Source organism: Allokutzneria multivorans, assembly GCF_039537405.1.
GTDB classification, from domain to species: Bacteria; Actinomycetota; Actinomycetes; order Mycobacteriales; family Pseudonocardiaceae; genus Allokutzneria; species Allokutzneria multivorans.
Window position 1 is genome coordinate 71,913 of record NZ_BAABAL010000006.1, and the last position, 16,736, is coordinate 88,648.

At 70.9% G+C, this 16,736-nt stretch carries 10 protein-coding genes and 1 tRNA gene; 6 read left to right on the plus strand and 5 right to left on the minus strand.

Features of this window, described 5'->3' with window-relative positions; translation table 11 throughout:
- Positions 1 to 34: 34 nt before the first annotated feature.
- The 3 genes from ABD798_RS10045 to mfd form a co-directional block, all read right to left on the minus strand.
- Positions 35 to 1,030 (minus strand): nucleoside triphosphate pyrophosphohydrolase, encoded by a 996-nt coding sequence (locus ABD798_RS10045; protein ID WP_344873096.1) that lies wholly within the window; start codon positions 1,028 to 1,030, stop codon positions 35 to 37.
- A complete protein-coding gene (locus tag ABD798_RS10050) occupies positions 1,027 to 2,007 on the minus strand; it encodes a hypothetical protein (protein WP_344873098.1) in 981 nt (326 codons plus the stop codon). The genes ABD798_RS10045 and ABD798_RS10050 overlap by 4 nt, the downstream gene beginning before the upstream one ends.
- A gap of 71 nt (positions 2,008 to 2,078) precedes the next feature.
- Complete coding sequence (gene mfd / locus ABD798_RS10055) at positions 2,079 to 5,648, minus strand: transcription-repair coupling factor (protein ID WP_344873100.1); 3,570 nt, start codon at positions 5,646 to 5,648, stop codon at positions 2,079 to 2,081.
- A 691-nt stretch (positions 5,649 to 6,339) separates the two neighbouring features.
- On the opposite strand from mfd, the gene ABD798_RS10060 reads away from it, so the two are divergent.
- On the plus strand, positions 6,340 to 7,500 hold the full coding sequence (locus tag ABD798_RS10060; protein WP_344873960.1) for a PQQ-dependent sugar dehydrogenase: 1,161 nt from the start codon (positions 6,340 to 6,342) through the stop codon (positions 7,498 to 7,500).
- Positions 7,497 to 9,572, plus strand: coding sequence for a polysaccharide lyase 8 family protein (locus ABD798_RS10065; RefSeq protein WP_344873102.1), 2,076 nt, complete (start codon positions 7,497 to 7,499; stop codon positions 9,570 to 9,572). The genes ABD798_RS10060 and ABD798_RS10065 overlap by 4 nt, the downstream gene beginning before the upstream one ends.
- Here the strand turns inward: ABD798_RS10065 and ABD798_RS10070 are convergent.
- Together ABD798_RS10070 and ABD798_RS10075 are read right to left on the minus strand one after the other, a co-directional pair.
- Entirely contained in the window at positions 9,508 to 10,107 is a 600-nt protein-coding gene (locus ABD798_RS10070; protein ID WP_344873962.1) for a TetR/AcrR family transcriptional regulator, read from the minus strand. The genes ABD798_RS10065 and ABD798_RS10070 overlap by 65 nt on opposite strands.
- A 151-nt stretch (positions 10,108 to 10,258) precedes the next feature.
- Positions 10,259 to 11,221 carry an acyl-CoA desaturase gene (locus tag ABD798_RS10075; protein WP_344873104.1) on the minus strand — a complete coding sequence of 321 codons (963 nt, stop codon included), beginning with the start codon at positions 11,219 to 11,221 and terminating at the stop codon, positions 10,259 to 10,261.
- 231 nt (positions 11,222 to 11,452) lie between these two features.
- Between ABD798_RS10075 and ABD798_RS10080 the strand changes: the two genes are divergently transcribed.
- The 4 genes from ABD798_RS10080 (at position 11,453) to ABD798_RS10095 (ending at position 16,730) form a co-directional block, all read left to right on the plus strand.
- Positions 11,453 to 12,673, plus strand: coding sequence for an alpha/beta hydrolase family protein (locus ABD798_RS10080; protein WP_344873106.1), 1,221 nt, complete (start codon positions 11,453 to 11,455; stop codon positions 12,671 to 12,673).
- A gap of 116 nt (positions 12,674 to 12,789) precedes the next feature.
- Positions 12,790 to 12,860, plus strand: a tRNA-Gln gene (locus ABD798_RS10085).
- A gap of 90 nt (positions 12,861 to 12,950) precedes the next feature.
- Positions 12,951 to 14,939, plus strand: coding sequence for a sensor domain-containing diguanylate cyclase (locus ABD798_RS10090; protein WP_344873108.1), 1,989 nt, complete (start codon positions 12,951 to 12,953; stop codon positions 14,937 to 14,939).
- Positions 14,940 to 15,086: 147 nt separating this feature from the next.
- The gene (locus tag ABD798_RS10095; protein WP_344873110.1) at positions 15,087 to 16,730 is read left to right on the plus strand and encodes a GGDEF domain-containing protein; all 1,644 of its coding nucleotides are present in this window, start codon (positions 15,087 to 15,089) and stop codon (positions 16,728 to 16,730) included.
- The last annotated feature ends 6 nt before the right edge of the window (positions 16,731 to 16,736 follow it).

Consider the following 16,736-nt stretch of genomic DNA (forward strand, 5'->3'; position numbering starts at 1 on the left):
GTGCGTTGAGCGCGCCAAACGGGTCGTTCAGGGCTTAAGCGGCCGGGGTGGGGGTGGTGGGCCAGTGGGTGCGCCAGCCGGTGGGGCCCATGGTGGCGGGGTCGAGGCCCGCTGACCTGGCGGAGCGTTCGGCGGCGCGGACGTCCTCGGCGTAGCGGCGGGCGACCACGCGCAGCTCGTTCTCGGGGTCCTCCCCCGCGAGCTTGGCGAGCGCGGCGACCACGAACAGCGTCGCCCCGGTGCCGTCGCCGTCGGGGAGCAGGTCGGCGGGGAAGCCCGCGCGCCCGGTCCGCTGGGCGAGCTTGGCGGCGAGGGCCACGGCGGGCTGACCGAGCGCGACACCGTCCACAGTGGACTCGCGACGCTTCTCGGCCTGCTTCAGCTCCTCCCAGCGCACTTCCTGGGTCTCGGCGTCGCGCACGGCGGGGTCCCCGCCCGCGAAGACGTGCGGGTGCCTGCCGGTGAGCTTGGCGACGAGGTCTGCGGCGACCTCGTCGACGGAGAACGGGTCGGCGGGGTCCTCGGCGGCGACCCTGGCGTGGAAGAGCACCTGGAGCAGCACGTCGCCGAGCTCCTCGCGCAGCGCCTGCCGGTCGCCGTCCTCGATCGCCTCCAGCAGCTCGTAGGTCTCCTCGACCAGGTACTGCCGGAGCGAGTCGTGGGTCTGCTTGGCGTCCCACGGGCATCCGCCGGGCGAGCGCAGCTTGTCCATCACCGCGGTGGCCTCGACGAGCGCGGCACCGGCGGGTTCTGGCGTGCCGATGATCCGCGCGCCAGCCTCGTGCAGCGCCGCCGCGGCCGGGTCGGTGAGCGCGGTCGTGATCACCACGACCGGCTCTTCCTCGGCTCGGCGCAGCAGTTCGGCGGCGTCCGGGACCGGTTCCGCCGCGGCTTCCTCGGCAGCACCGGGGGTCGCGTAGACCGCCGATGCCGCGCGGAGCGCGGGAAGCGCGGCAGCGGGCAGGACGGCGCCGAGTCGCGGGCTGAGCAGGACGACCGCGCAGCCCGCAGCGAGCGAGGAGGACGTCACGACCGGGGCGTGGTGGCCTTGAGCTGGAGGGTGGCCTGCTCCAGCGCGCTCGGGACGAGCTGTGCGTTGGTCAGGTCCCAGGTGCCGTAGCGCGGGTTGACCTGCATGCCGATCTCCTCGCGCAGCAGCGAGGCCATGCCCCGGCCGAGCGCGCCGTTGAGCTTGGCCTGCGCCGACGCCCCGGCCTGCCCGGCCTGCGGGTTCGGCGGGGTGGTCGTGCTGGTGTCGCGCTTGTGCACGTAGGCGACGAGCCACTGGCTGGTGGGCGTGGTCTGCTCCATCTGGCCGGACTCGTCGGGCAGCGGGAACGCGACGACGGTGTTGGCGCCGGTGGCGAAGATCGGGCTGGCCGCGATGGCGCTGCTGGCCCGGGAGAACGCGAAGTCCGCGTTCTTGCCGGCCTGGCGCTTCTTCGCGAGCTCGTCCTTGACCAGCTGGGCGGCGGCGGCCGGGCCCTTGGCCATCTGCTTGGCCTTGGCGACCGCGTCCTCACGGCTGTCGGTCACGACGAGGTCGAAGGAGACGGAGGTCCGGTTCGCGTACTTCTTGCCGATCTCGCTCGCCAGCATGTCGCCGCGGATGCGCTCGCGCAGCACCTGCTCGTCGTAGGCGGGGAAGGCGTTCTCGGGGAGGCTGCCGCCGAAGCTGGCGATCACCGAGTCCACCGCGCTGTTGTCGACCTGGACGCCTTCGCGCTGGGCGAGCCGTTCGAGCAGTTCGAGCCGGATCAGCACGCTGAGCAGGCCCCGTCCGGCCAGGTCCAGCTTGTTCTGGGCCTGCAACCGGAGGTACGTGGGGTCCTGGGCGGCCAGGCCGCCGTCGATCCGGCGCTGCACCTCGGCAACGCTGATGACCTTGTCACCGATGATCGCGGCGGCGTTGGGCTGCCCGGCACCGGTGCTGCACCCGGTGAGCAGGAGACCGGTGGTGGCCGCCAGCGCAGCGACCAGGCGAGAGGAACGGCTGATGGCCTTCACGGTGTCGTACCTTCTCACGCTCGGGGTGGGCATGGGGTGCAAGGGTTGGCCAAGCATCGAATGACTGCTGGTCAGACGCCCGCTGGCTGGGGTGCGGCGGCGATCGACTCGACGAACTTGGCGCACCAGTCGAGCAGCTCGCGGTCACGCAGCAGCGGCGCTCCGATCCGCCCGCCCGCCGCGCCCTCGGTGGGCCGGGGCACGGAGACGGTCTTCACGGCGGGCTTGTGCACGGCCTTGGGGTGCAGTCGCTTGAGCCGGACCATCTGCGAGTCGCGCAGGTCCATCGGCGCGAACCGGACGGTGCTGCCCTGCACGGCGACCTCGGTGATGCCGTGCTTGCGGCAGACCTGGCGGAAGGTCGCGACGGCGAGCAGGTGCTCGACGGGCTCGGGCAGCTGGCCGTAGCGGTCGGTCAGCTCCTCGCGCACCGCGTCCAGCGCGGCGGCGTCCCCGGCGGAGGCGATCTTGCGGTAGGCCTCGAGGCGCAGCCGCTCGCCGGGCACGTAGTCGTGCGGGATGTGCGCGTCGACCGGCAGTTCGACCCGGACGTCGGCCAGCTCCTCGTCCTCCTCGCCGGTGCCCGCGCCCGCGTGCTTGCGGAAGGCCTCCACGGCCTCGCCGACCAAGCGCACGTAGAGGTCGAAACCGACGCCAGCGATGTGCCCGGACTGCTCGGCGCCGAGGATGTTGCCCGCGCCCCGGATCTCCAGGTCCTTCATGGCGACCGCCATGCCCGCGCCGAGTTCGGAGTTCTGCGCGATGGTGGCGAGCCGGTCGTGCGCCTGCTCGGTGAGCGGCTTCTCCGGCGGGTAGAGGAAGTAGGCGTAGCCGCGCTCGCGTCCGCGGCCGACGCGCCCGCGCAGCTGGTGCAGCTGGGAGAGGCCGAGCATGTCGCCGCGCTCGACGATGAGGGTGTTGGCGTTGGAGATGTCCAGGCCGGTCTCGACGATCGTGGTGCAGACCAGGACGTCGTACTCGTTCTCCCAGAAGCCCTCGATGATCTTTTCGAGGCGGTCCTCGTTCATCTGGCCGTGCGCGGTGACCACGCGGGCCTCCGGGACCAGTTCGCGGATGCGGCGCGCGGCCTTCTCGATCGAGCTGACCCTGTTGTGCACGAAGAAGACCTGGCCGTCGCGGAGCAGCTCGCGCCGGATCGCCGCACCGACCTGCTTGTCGTCGTAGGCGCCGACGTAGGTCAGCACCGGGTGCCGTTCCTCCGGAGGCGTGAGGATGGTGGACATCTCGCGGATGCCCGCCAGGCTCATCTCCAGGGTGCGCGGGATCGGCGTCGCGGACATGGTCAGGACGTCGACGTGGGTGCGCAGCGACTTGATGTGTTCCTTGTGCTCGACGCCGAAGCGCTGTTCCTCGTCGACGATCACCAGCCCGAGGTCCTTGTAGCGCAGTCCGGTCTGGAGCAGTCGGTGCGTTCCGATGACCACGTCGACGGAGCCGTCGGCCAGGCCCGCGATGACCTGCTCGCCCTCCATCGGGTCGGTGAACCGGGACAGGCCCTTGACCGTGACCGGGAAGGCGCGCATCCGTTCGGTGAAGGTGTTGAGGTGCTGCTGCGCCAGCAGGGTGGTGGGCACCAGCACGACGACCTGCTTGCCGTCCTGGACGGCCTTGAACGCCGCGCGGACCGCGATCTCGGTCTTGCCGTAGCCGACGTCGCCGCAGATGACGCGGTCCATCGGGACGGCCTTCTCCATGTCCGCCTTGACCTCTTCGATCGCGCCCATCTGGTCGGCGGTCTCGACGTAGGCGAAGGCGTCCTCCAGCTCGCGCTGCCACGGCGTGTCCTTGCCGAAGGCGTGGCCGGGCGCGGACTGGCGCGCGGCGTAGAGCTGGACGAGCTCGGCCGCGATCTGCTTGACCGCCTTGCGCGCCTTGGCTTTGGTGTTCTTCCAGTCGGAGCCGCCGAGCTTGTTCAGCGTGGGCAGCTCGCCGCCGACGTAGCGGGAGACCTCGTCGAGCTGGTCGGTGGGGACGAAGAGCCGGTCGCCGGGCTGGCCGCGCTTGCTGGAGGCGTACTCCAGCAGCAGGTACTCGCGGGTGGCCCCGGCGACGGTGCGCTGGACCATCTCGACGTAGCGGCCGATGCCGTGCTGTTCGTGCACGACGTAGTCGCCGGGCTTGAGCGCGAGCGGGTCGACGGCGTTGCGGCGCTTGGACGGCATCCGCCGCATGTCCTTTGTGGACGTTCCACCGCGTCCGCCGGTGAGGTCGGTCTCGGTGAGCACGACCAGTGCCACGTCGGGGGCGGAGAAGCCGTCCTCCATGCCGCCGCAGGCGACCGTGACGACTCCGGTGGCGGGCGCTTCGACGAGCCCGTCCTGGGCGTGCACGGCGGGGACTTCGGCGTCGCGCAGCTGTTCGCAGGCGCGCTGCGCGGTTCCGGCTCCCGGCACGACGAGGACCGCGGCTCCCCCGGCGGCGGTGTGCGCGCGGAGGTCGGAGAAGGCCCGGTCGAGTTCGCCGTGGTAGGCCTCGACCGGCTTGAGGCCGAGCCGGATCGCTCCGGTCGCGGGCCCGGCGGAGAACTGGCTGAGCGTCCACCAGGGGCGGCCGCTGGCGCGGGCGTGGTCGGCGATCTCGTCGAGCGCCCGGTAGGCGGTGGCGCCGAGGTCGATCGGGGCGGACCCGCCGCCCGCCGCCGCCATCCAGGAGGCTTCGAGGAACTCCTGGCCGGTGCGGACGAGGTCGTGCGCGCGGGTGCGGATCTTCTCCGGGTCGGCGAGGAGCACGTGGGTGCCTTCGGGGACCACGTCGGTGAGCAGCTGGAGCTCGCCCGGCAGCAGTGCGGGGATGAGCGCTTCCATGCCCTCGCAAGGGATTCCCTGGGCGAGCTTGGTGAGCATCTCGGCGAGGTGGGCATCGCCCGCGTGCTGTTCTGCGAGCTTCTCCGCGCGTTCCCGGACCGGCGCGGTGAGCAGCAGTTCGCGGCACGGCGGCGCGTGCAGCTCGGCCAGTTCGTCGGGCAGGGAGCGCTGGTCGGCGACGGAGAAGGCGCGGATCTCGGTGACCTCGTCGCCCCAGAACTCCACGCGCACCGGGTGTTCGGCGGTGGGCGGGAAGATGTCGAGGATGCCGCCGCGGACGGCGAACTCGCCGCGCTTCTCCACGAGGTCGACGCGGGCGTAGGCGAGGTCGACGATCCGTTCGACGAGCTGGGCGAAGTCGTGCTCGCCGCCGACGCGCAGGCGCACGGGTTCGAGGTCGCCGAGGCCCGGCGCCATCGGCTGGATGAGGCTGCGGACCGTCGCGACGACGACCTTGATCGCGGTTGCTGTGTCTTCTTCGGGGTGTGCGAGGCGGCGCAGCACCGTGAGGCGCTTGCCGACGGTGTCCGCGCGCGGGGAGAGGCGTTCGTGCGGCAGCGTCTCCCAGGACGGCAGGGACGCGACGACGTCCTGGCCGAGGAGGTCGCCGAGGGTCGTGGTGAGCTCGTCGGCTTCGCGCCCGGTGGCCGTGACCACGAGGACGGTGTTGCGGGCGGCGAGGGTCGCGGCGACGAGCGCTCTGGCGGCCGGTGGGCCTTCCAGTTGGACCGAGGTGGTGCCTGCGGCGTCGGCGACCGCTCGCAGCGCCTCCGCCCTGCCGAGGGTGCTGAGCAGGCCGGACAACGATGCCGCCATCGTGACTTTCCCTCCGTATTGCCGTGTGCGTCCGAGACTACGTCGTGGGTCTGACGGTGGCGCGCCGCGCCCGCTCAGCTCGCGTCGAGGGCGTCCAGCACGCCTGCGCGCGGTTGCTCGTCCGGTCGTCCGGTCGTCGAGGTCGCCGTTGGGCAGGACGTGCAGTGCGTCTCGCTCGACCGCGGTGACAATCCGTTCGGCGGCGACGTCCACGTCGATCATGGTGGCGGCGGAGCCCCGCAGTCCACCGGTTACTCCGCCCACCGCGCCCCGACCAAAGCGGATGTCCCGGCTCACGCGCAGCCCCCCACCCTCCCGGGGGGCGACCCCGAGGCCAGTCTACCGATGCCCAAGCCCGCGAAACCGAAGCTCGACGCACCTGTGGACAACACGAGCCGATGTGGACAACTAGGCGCATCACCTGGTTCGCCGGTCTTCAAGACCACCCAACCCCGCGTTCGATCATCGCTAACCGCCCCCAACCTCGGCGCGGTTGAGGGTTTGTCGTCGTTGAAGACCGCTGAGGAGGGGGTTTGGGGGTCTTGAAGACTGGCGAACCCGGTTGCGCGCGACGTGCCGGGCGATCGCGCGTCAAGGGTTCCGTTGAATCCCTTGGGGTTTCACGCCCGCGCTGAGCACGCGAAACAGATTCACGGTGGTTGTACACGCGACGGGGGACCATGGCGGGGTGATCAAGCGCGGCGTTGCGGTTGTTGCTGTCCTGGCGTTCGCGGCCGGGTGCGCGGGCCAAGGATCGCCCGAGCCTCGCGGGAACGCGCCAACGGCGGGGAAGGCACCGGCGCTCAAGGTCGACGTGGTGACCGCGGGCCTGGAGCACGGGTGGGACGTCGGTTTCCTGCCGGACGGCAAGGCGCTGGTCACGCAGCGACCGGGCAAGCTGACGTTGCTGTCGAGCACGAAACCGGGCGCGACCGCGACGACGGTGCAGGCGGACTTCGGCGACCTGATGGCGCGCAGCGAGGGCGGGCTGATGAGCCTGCTCGTGCACCCGGCGTTCGCCACCAACCGCCGGTTCGTGACGTGCCAGACCACCCAGGCGGACACGCGCCTGATCACCTGGCGGTTGGCGGAGGACGGCACCCGCGCGGAGCGGACCGGCGAGCTGCTCACGGGAATCCCGGTCAGCAGCGGGCGGCACTCCGGGTGCCGGATGGAGCTGGCCAACGACGGCTCGCTGCTCGTGGGCACGGGGGACGCGGCGCGCGCGGACTCGGCGCAGGACCGCAACGGCTTGGGCGGCAAGGTGTTGCGCATCGACCTGGAGACCGGAGGCCCCGCGCCGGGCAACCCGTTCGCCACGTCGGCGAACCCGCGCGAGCGGCTGCTGTGGACCTACGGGCACCGCAACGTGCAGGGCCTCGTCAAGCGGTTGGGGACGGACCAGGTCTTCTCCGCCGAGCACGGGCCGGACGTCGACGACGAGGTCAACCTGTTGCGGCCAGGCGGAAACTACGGGTGGGACCCCTCGCGCGGAGGCACGGTCGGCGGGTATGACGAGGACGTGCCCATGACTGACACGAAGCGGTTCCCCGACGCCGTGACCGCGACGTGGAGTTCGGGATCGCCGACCGAGGCCCTGTGCGGAGCGGCCTTCCTGTCGGGACCGAGCTGGGGTGATCTGGACGGCGTGCTCGCGGTGACCGCGCTCAAGGGCAGCAAGCTGTTGCTGTTCAGCCTCGACGCGGCCGGAGCGGTGCGCCAGGTCTCGACGCCCGCCGAGCTGAACGACACCCACGGCAGGCTGCGCGGCGCGCGGCTCGGACCGGACGGCGCGCTGTACGTGACGACGTCCAACGGCGAGGACGACAAGCTGCTGCGGATAAGCCGGTGAGCACCGGGCGCTGGCTCGACCTGCTCACCGGTGGCGCGGAAGCCGATCCGACCGATCCGCTGATCGCCGCCGCCATCGAGCGCACCGAGTCCCGCGCCCGCACATTGATGTCCACAATGGACAGATCTCCCGGCAGGACGTCGTTGTGGCCGGACCTCACGGGACCCGGCGTCGAGCACACGACCGCGTCGCTCTCCCGGCTGCGCGCGATGGCGCTCTCCCCCAGCACCAAGGGCACGGTGACCGAGGCGCTCGAATGGTTGGCACGCAACCGCTACCGGGAGGACATGGACGAGGTCGGCAACTGGTGGGAATGGGAGATCGGCATCCCCGACCTGCTGCTCGACACGCTCGTGCTGTCCGGCGCGCACATCCCGGAACTGCTCCGCGCGGTGCGGCGGTTCGTCCCCGACCCCACGCGCCGGACCGCCAACCCCAGCGAGGAGGAGGTGGGCGCCAACCGCGCGGACAAGGCGTACATCCACCTCCGGCGCGGCCTGCTCAGCGATTCCGGCCTCATCCCGGAAGCCCGCCGCGCGCTCGACCAGGTCTTCGAGCACGTGGTCACCGGCGACGGCTTCTACCGCGACGGCTCGTTCGTGCAGCACCAGCGCCACGCCTACACCGGCACCTATGGCGTTGTTCTGCTCGACAGCGTGGCGAGAACCCTTGCAGTGCTTGGCGATCCGGTCCCGGAGGTGGTCGAGCGCTGGGTGTTCGACAGCTTCGAGCCGATCACGTTCCGGGGTCAGGTGATGTCCTTCGTGCGAGGTCGCTCGATCACCAGGAGCACCGACGACCACGCCTGGGGACGCCAGCTCGTCAGCGCGCTGACCCTGTTGGCCAGCAAGAAGTTCGGCCCGCTCATCGGCAGCTTGGTCGAGTCCGGCGTCTACGAGCGAACCGCCAGCCCAGCCGAGATCGTGTTGCTGCGCAAAGCAATTGCGCCACCGGATGCACGAAAGAACGCGCACCACACGTTCACCAGCATGGATCGCGTGGTGCACAAACGCAGCGACTGGGTGTTCGCGATCTCCGCACGCAGCAACAGGATCAACGGCCACGAGTCGGGCAACGGCGAGAACCTGCGCGGGTGGTACACCGGCGAGGGCATGACCTACCTCTACAACAACGATCTACAGCACTACTCCGGCGATTTCTGGTCCACAGTGGACATGTATCGGCTACCGGGAACCACAACCGCAACGCATCCCCGGACACCTGCGGACAACCTGTGGTTCGACGGGTTCCGCGGGCCGGACAAATGGGTCGGCGGAGTCACGCTGGACAACGACACCGGCAGCTTCGGGATGCGCTTCACCGCAGGACCGGACCAGCTCGACCACGGACGCCCCGGAGCACCGAACTCGTTGCGCGGCACCAAGTCCTGGTTCATGTTCGGCGACGAGATCGTCGCGCTCGGCGCGGGCATCACCAGCGAGGACGGCGACATCATCACCACGGTCGAGAACCGCAGGACCTCCGCGAAGTTCACGACCGGGCCGGACTGGGCACATCTCGCCGGAGTCGGCGGCTACCTCTTCCCAGCAAACACGAATTACCGCACCGAGACGGGAAAGTACGCCTTATTGGTGTTCGACCACGGCCGCAATCCCCGGTCCAGCAGCTATGAATACGTACTTCTCCCAGGGCTATCAGCGGAGGAGACGGCGCAGCACGCGAGAAACCCGAAGGCGACGATTCTCAGCAACACCGCCCAAGTGCAAGCCGTGCGGCACGGCGACATCCTCGCGGTGAACTTCTACGAGCCAGGCGCAGTCGAGGATCTGAGTGTCGAGAACCCCGCCGCAGTGATCATCGACCGGCGCACGCTTGCGGTCTCCGACCCAACTCGCTCGCAGGAACCCTTGGTGCTCAACGTGTTCCGCCCAGGACTGCGCGTGTCGGCGGCCGACCCCGGCGTGCTCGTGAAGGAACTGCCCCGTGGGTTGCGCATCACGGTCGACGCCGCGCACGGCCGGACCTACCGCGTGCGGTTCGACCAGATCAGGAACGGGCGCGGCGCTTGGGCTTGTGGTCCAGGTGGGACAGGCCGTTCCAACACAGGTTGACCAGGTGCGCGACGACGTCGTCCTTCTTGGGTTTGCGCGCCTCCAGCCACCACTGACCGGTCAGCGCGACCATGCCCACCAGTGCCTGCGCGTAGAGCGCCGCCAGCTTCGCGTCGTAGCCGCGGGCGGAGAACTGCTGGCCGAGGATGTCCTCGACCTGGCTGGCGATGTCGTTGAGCAGACTGGAGAAGGTGCCCGTGCTCGCCGCGACCGGGGAGTCGCGAACCAGGATGCGGAAGCCGTCGGTGGAGTCCTCGATGTAGTCCAGCAACGAGCTGGCCGCACGCTCCAGCAGCTCCCTGGGGTGGTCCGCGACGGAGAGCGCGGAGACCATGCCGTTCAGCAGCACCTGCATCTCGCGGTCGACGACGACCGCGTAGAGCCCTTCCTTGCCGCCGAAGTGCTCGTACACGACGGGCTTGCTGACCCCGGCGCGGTGCGCGACCTCCTCGATGGAGGTCCCGTCGAAACCCTTCTCCGCGAACAGCTTCCTGCCGACGTCCAGCAGTTGTTGCCGTCGTTCCTTGCCGGTCATCCGTACACGGGCCACCGGAGCTCCCCCTCCTGCGATGGCTTCACGCGCGTGCCGGAACCTGTCGCACGTGGACTGTGGCGAGCAGTTTATGCGCTTCGCCAACGAATTACCGGGGACCCCTGAGAACAGGGACCCCCGGTATCGGTGTTCGTCAGTGCTGGTCGGCGGTGATGCGCGCCAAGCGAGCTTCGGTGGGCCAGCGGACGTTCCACACCCAGCCGAACTTCTCGAAGATCCAGATGACCCGCGCGGAGGTGTCGATCTGGCCGCGCTTCACGCCGTGCCTGGCCGACGTCGGGTCGGCGTGGTGCAGGTTGTGCCAGGACTCGCCGAAGGACAGGATCGCCAGCGGCCAGAAGTTCGCGGCCTTGTCCTTGGACTTGAACGGGCGCTCACCGATCATGTGGCAGACCGAGTTCACCGACCAGGTCACGTGGTGCAGCACGGCGATGCGCACGACACCGGCCCAGAAGAACGCGGTGACCGCACCCCACAGGGACCAGGTGATCAGACCGCCGAGCAGCGCGGGCAGGCCGAGGCTGAGCACGATCCACACCACGAACAGCTTGTCGACGCGGCGAATGTCCTTGTCCGCCAACAGGTCCGGCGCGAAGCGCTCGGCGTTGGTGACGTCCCTGCGCAGCATCCAGCCCATGTGCGCGTGCCAGAAGCCCTTGGTGAGCGCCCACGGCGAGGTGCCGTAGAGCCACGGCGAGTGCGGGTCGCCCTCCTTGTCGGAGAACGCGTGGTGGCGCCGGTGGTCGGCGACCCAGTGCAGGATCGGGCCCTGCACGGCGCTGCTGCCCGCGATGGCGAGCATGACGCGCACCCAGCGCTTGGCCTTGAAGGAGCCGTGGGTGAAGTAGCGGTGGTAGCCGACGGTCACGCCGAGCCCGCCGATGTAGTAGAAGACCAGCGCCAGCCCGACGTCCACCCAGCCGAGACCCCAGCCCCACGCGAAGGGGACGGCCGCGATGAGCGCCAGCGTCGGGATGATGACGAACGCGAACACGACGACCTGCCCAACGCGGCTGCGGGGCTCGTCGAACATCGGCTTGGGGCCACGCGCTGGTTCCGCGCCGGAGCGCGTGGAGGGCTCGGATGTCAGCGTCATGCGTTGGCTACCTCATCACTTCGGCACCGGCGAGTCCGGAGCGCATTTCCTGGAACAATTCCTACGGCTACGGAACCGTAACCTACGCAAGCGTAAGTTGAGCGTGAGCCGCCCGTCACCCCCCGAGTGACAACTCGCGGCGTGTCGCATCAAATCGGGCGTGTCGGGCACGTGCGGCGAAGTTTTCAGCACCACACCGGCGGCACGCGCGTGATCGCGCATGATCGGCGCATGACGACATCACCCGTCGCCGAGGCCCCGGTGGCGCGGCCGAGGACGCGGCGCTCATCACCGCGCCGCCGCGTGACCGTCCTGGTGCTGGTCACGGCGCTGCTGCTGGGGCTGGCAGCGGTGGGCGGCTCGTACTACTACTCCTCGGTGCTGCTCGTCCCGAACCACTCGGAACCCCGGTACTACGACGAGGTCTTCGCGGTGAACGACCGGGGCGGCGTGAGGAGCGTCACCCTGGCCGAGAACGAGGGCACCCTCCGCCCCGGCGTCTGGGACCTCCGGTGGACGACGGAGTTCTCCGGCTCCGCGCAGATCGGCGAGATCCTCGGCCGCTCCGACGGAAAGGTGGAGCGCCGCCTGCTGGGCGGAGCGACCCCGCCGATCGGCTCGCGCGTGCGGGTGAACAACGACGTCTGGGGTGCGGGAAACCCGCGCACGGCCTTCGGGCTGGACTTCAGCGAGGTGATGGTGCCGACGGAGCTGGGCCCGGCCAAGGCCTGGTACGTCGGCCCGCCCGCCGGGATCGAGCCGGACACCTGGGTGATCGGCGTGCACGGGCACAACGCCAGCTACACCGAGACGCTGCGGATGATCGGCCCGGTGCACCGGGCGGGAATGGCCTCGCTGTCGGTCAGCTACCGCAACGACAGGGACGCCCCGGGTTCGGCGGACGGCCTGCACCACCTGGGTGACTCCGAGTGGCGTGACGTGGAGTCCGCGATGCGGATGGCGCTGGGCAACGGGGCCAAGCGGTTCGTGCTCTACGGCTACTCGATGGGCGGCGCGGTGGTCGGCCAGCTGCTCGCGCGCTCGGCACTGGCGTCGAAGGTGGCCGCCGTCGTGCTGGACTCGCCGGTGGTGAGCTGGAGCAAGACCCTCACCTTCCAGGCCGAGCAGCGCGGGCTGCCGACCTTCCTCGTCCCGATCGCCAAGACCATCAGCAGCTGGCGGGCCGGGCTGGACTTCGACCGCTTCGACCTGGCCGAGCGGCCGCCGACGGTGAAGCCGGAGACCCTGCTGCTGCACGGCGACGCCGACCGGACGGTGCCGGTGACCGCCGCGCGGGAGCTGGCGTGGGCGGCGGGGCGGTTGAACTGGCCGCTGCGCTACACCGAGGTGCAGGGGGCCGGGCACGTCGCGCTCTGGAACCACGACCGGGCGAGCTACGAGCGGACGGTGACGGACTTCATTACCAACTCGGTTGCGGCCGCGGGGCGCTGACCGGGGAAAAGCTGTCGGAAAACAGCCAGAAGTGTGGCCTGCCTGCCACGAACGGCGCGCGCATGCCACCATGTCGTTGCGTGCGGTAGCGATACCGTGCGCGATGTCGCCCACTATCCGCCGTGGTGTAACGGCAGCACCTCAGATTTTGGTTCTGATGGTTCAGGTTCGAATCCTGGCGGCGGAGCGGACGGGCCCTCCCGGTGTACCCGGCACCGGAGCGGAGCGCCCGGCACGGTGCCCACGACCACGTCGTGGCTGTTCACAAGGGGGGTGAATGCACCTGCAGCAGGAGACCGGCATCGACGGTCCCGCGTACGGCCCGGAGGAGTCCCGGACGGGGCGCCGGCGGCTGGAGCACCTTCCCCCGGAACAGACCGATCTGGAGCTGTCCACCCCGGACCTCCCCTTCCCGCCGATCAGCGCGGTGCCCGAGCCCGGAACCCCGGACGCCTCCGAACTCGTCGAGGCGGAGAGCCCGGACGCCGACACGGCGTCCGCGAGCTCCCCCGTGGAACAAGCAGTAGAACCAGCACAACCCGAGAAGCCGGAAACGCAGCCGGAGCGCCAGGACGCGCGTCCGCCCGCGCTCGCCGAGGTCTCCGACGCGTGGCTGGTCGGCCGCGCCCGCGAACTGACCGCGACCGCGCAGTCCAGCGATCTGGAAGCCCAGCTGACCATGGCCCACGAGGCCGACGGCCTGCTGGCCGAGGCGCAGCGGCGGGGCGAGCCGAGGATGGTCGCGCAGATCCTGCGCGCCTCGGTGATCGTCCGCCTGGTCACGCCGGGGCTCGGCGAGCTGACCGATCCGCTGCTGGAGGAGCTGCTCAGCCACACCGGCAGGCACGGTCTGATCGTGTTGCAGGCCGACGCGCACGCGCTGGCCGGACGCCGCGCGCTGATGTCGGGCTACGAGGACACCGCGCTCTCCGAGGTCGCCGCCGCGCTGGTGATGCTGGAGGGCGACCCGGTCCCCGACGTGCTCTTCGGCGGGCGCACCTGGGCCCGCCTGCTCGCCGCGGCGTGGGTGGACATCGGCCTCGTGCTCACCCAGCTCGGCGTCTACGAGCTCGCCGACGAGGTGCTGGCCAGGGCGAACCTGTGCGTCCGGGAGAACGGCGGACCGCACGAGATCGCCGTGCACATGATCAACCGCGTGCGGCTGCTGCTCGGCTGGGGTCTGCGGCTGGAGCGGGTCGGCAAGGGCGAGGAAGCCGTCGACCGCTTCGCCACCGCCTCCGCGCTGGCCGTCTCCGTCGAGGGCCCGTGGCGGGAGTCGTTGTTCCCCAGGCGCAGCGACCGCCCGGCGGCCGTGCAGGTGCCGATGCTGGGCGCCGCGCACGCGCTGGCCCGCCCCAGCGCCGAGCACATCGAGAGGCTGGAGGAGCTGCTCACGCTCTCGATGTACCCGAGGGAGCAGATCGTCACCGCGATCGCGCTTTCCCGCTGCCTCGAACTGGCAGGCCGGGACGAGCAGGCGCAGCGCGTCCTCGGGGACACCCGCGTGCAGCTGGCCCGCGACACCAGCGAGCCGACCCTGATGCTGTGCCTGGTCCGCGAGTACGCGCGGTTGTGCGGCCCGGACGGCGGCAGGGAGACGAGCAACGCCCTTGAGGCGTACGCGACCGCGCTGGAGCACGAGCTGTGGACGCTGCGCGAGGCCCGCGTGGCCACGCTGCTGACCAGGCTGGAGCACGAGCGGCTGAGCCGTGAGCACGGCGCGATCGCGCAGCAGGCGTTGCAGGACCCGCTGACCGGACTGCCCAACCGGCGCGCGCTGGACGAGCGGATGGACACGCTGGTCGCCACCCCGTCGGCCTACCCGCTGTCGGTGGCGCTGGTGGACCTGGACGGCTTCAAGAGCGTCAACGACCGGTGCTCGCACGCCGAGGGCGACGACGTGCTGCGGGTGATCGCGAGCACGCTGCGCGACGCGCTGCGCGGGGACGACCTGGTCGGCCGCTACGGCGGGGACGAGTTCGTGGTGCTGCTGCCCGGGGCTCCGCTCGGGGCGGCCGAGGCGGCGCTGTCCAGGGCGGTCGAGGCGGTTTCGCGCCTGCCGGTGGACTTCTCGCGCGGCGTGACGCTGTCGATCGGCGTGGTCTCGGTGCGGCCCGCCGAAACGCCCGGTCAGGCGCTGGCCCGCGCCGACGCCGCGATGTACCAGGCCAAGCGCCAGGGCGGCTGCCGGGTCGCGGTGAGCGGTGCCGACACCGCCGACGACCTGCCGCACTCCTCCAGCTGGGTGCCGCCGCCCTGCCCGTGAGCCGAGCATCCGTCATCTGGGCGAACACCGGAAACAGACCCACAGGATTTTCACTTTCCTGATGCGGCTGTGGTCCCGGCCACAGCGCTCGTCCTAGAGTGCTGTGGTCCGATCGGAGCATGAAGATCACGCGAGGGGGTGCCGCCGATGCCCCGCCACCACAGCGACGACGACACCGCCTCGGGGGACTTCCCCAGCGGCGAATGGCTGAACGAACGCGGGAACGTGCTGCTGGCCCGCGCGCAGAGCGTGCCGTTGCAGGAGCGCTGGGCGATCCTCGCCGAGGTCGACGAGCTGCTGACCCGAGCGCGGCAGGTGGCCTCCAGCGAGGTGCTCGCCGCGACGCTGCGCCGGGCGCTGCTGCTGCGGTTGCTGACCAACCCCGACGACGAGGCCGTCGAATCGCTGCTCGACGAACTGGACGCGACCGCGCGCGCCCACGAGCTGCCGCTCTACGAGATCCACCACCACGCACTGCGCGGGCGGTTCGCGAACCGGCGGGCACGACAGAGCGACGCGCTCGTGGCGGCGGCGCGCGGGCTGGCGGTCATGGCAGAGCCGCTGGACCCGCCTGAGGGAACTCCCACCGCCGTGTGGGGCAAGAAGGTCGCGTGCGCACTGCTGACGTTGAGCAGCGCGCTGTCCGGGCTCGGCACCTACGAGCTGGCCGAGGAGACGCTGGACCTCGCGGAGCGCCACATCGCGGCCGAGGACGTCCACCAGCGCACGGTGCTCACGATCAACCGGCTGTGCCTGACGCTGGACTGGGGCCTGCGGCTGGAGCGCGCGGGCTTCGCCGAGCAGAGCGCCGAGCGCTTCGCCGCCGCGGAACGGCTCGCCCGCACGGCCGAGGAGCTGTGGAGCGGCTCGCTGTTCGCCGAGGACGCCACGGGCAAGGCGGCCGACGAGGTCGTGTCCATCGCGGTCGCACTGGCGCTGGCCGAGCCGGACATCTCGCACGTCGACCGGCTGCTGCGGCTGCGCGAGAGCTCGCGCGAGCCCAGCAAGCTGATCCACCTGACCGTCGCGCTGGCCCGCTGCCTCGACGACACCGCGACCGGGATCGCGATGATCTCCGATCTGGAGCGGGAGTTGAAGGGCAGCACCGAGGTGCGGCTGCTCCGGCTGACGCTGAGCTGGGAGCACGCGCGGCTGTTCGCGCTCCAGGAGGGCATCGACCCCGTCAACCACCCGTCCTACCTGCACGTGACCGCCATGGAGGAGTACCTCTGGGGCGCGCGGCAGGCCCTGATCGGCACCATCAGGGCGCGGGTGGAGCACGAGCGGCTCGCGCGGGTGCACGGGGCCGTGACCAGGCAGGCGTTGCAGGACCCGCTGACCGGGCTGGCCAACCGCAGGGGGCTCGCCGAGCGGCTGTGCGCCGCGGCGCTGGCGCCCGGCGGACCGGCGGTGATGGTGGCCGTGCTCGACCTCGACGGCTTCAAGGCGGTCAACGACCGGCTCAGCCACATGGTCGGCGACACGGTGCTGCGCGCGGTCGCGGACACGCTGCGCGCGGCGGTGCGGGCGGACGACCTGGTGGCGCGCTACGGCGGGGACGAGTTCGTGGTGGTGCTGCCGGGCAAGAGCACCGAGCAGGCGCGGTCGGCGCTGGTGCGGGTCGTGCGGGCGGTCGCGGGGCTGCCCGCGCCTGTCGGGCACGGGGTCACGCTGTCGGCCGGGCTGACCCGGCTGCGCACGGGCGAAGCCGCCGAGGAGGCCCTCCGCCGGGCCGACGCGACGATGTACGTGGCGAAACACCAGGGTGGCAACCGGGTGGCGGTCGGCTGACGACGC

Coding starts and splice junctions, on each gene's coding strand:
- mfd (WP_344873100.1), bottom strand. CDS start 5,648: ATGGCGGCATCGTTGTCCGGCCTGCTCAGCACCCTCGGCAGGGCGGAG.
- ABD798_RS10070 (WP_344873962.1), bottom strand. CDS start 10,107: ATGACCGGCAAGGAACGACGGCAACAACTGCTGGACGTCGGCAGGAAG.
- ABD798_RS10075 (WP_344873104.1), bottom strand. CDS start 11,221: ATGACGCTGACATCCGAGCCCTCCACGCGCTCCGGCGCGGAACCAGCG.
- ABD798_RS10080 (WP_344873106.1), top strand. CDS start 11,453: ATGACGACATCACCCGTCGCCGAGGCCCCGGTGGCGCGGCCGAGGACG.
- ABD798_RS10090 (WP_344873108.1), top strand. CDS start 12,951: ATGCACCTGCAGCAGGAGACCGGCATCGACGGTCCCGCGTACGGCCCG.
- ABD798_RS10095 (WP_344873110.1), top strand. CDS start 15,087: ATGCCCCGCCACCACAGCGACGACGACACCGCCTCGGGGGACTTCCCC.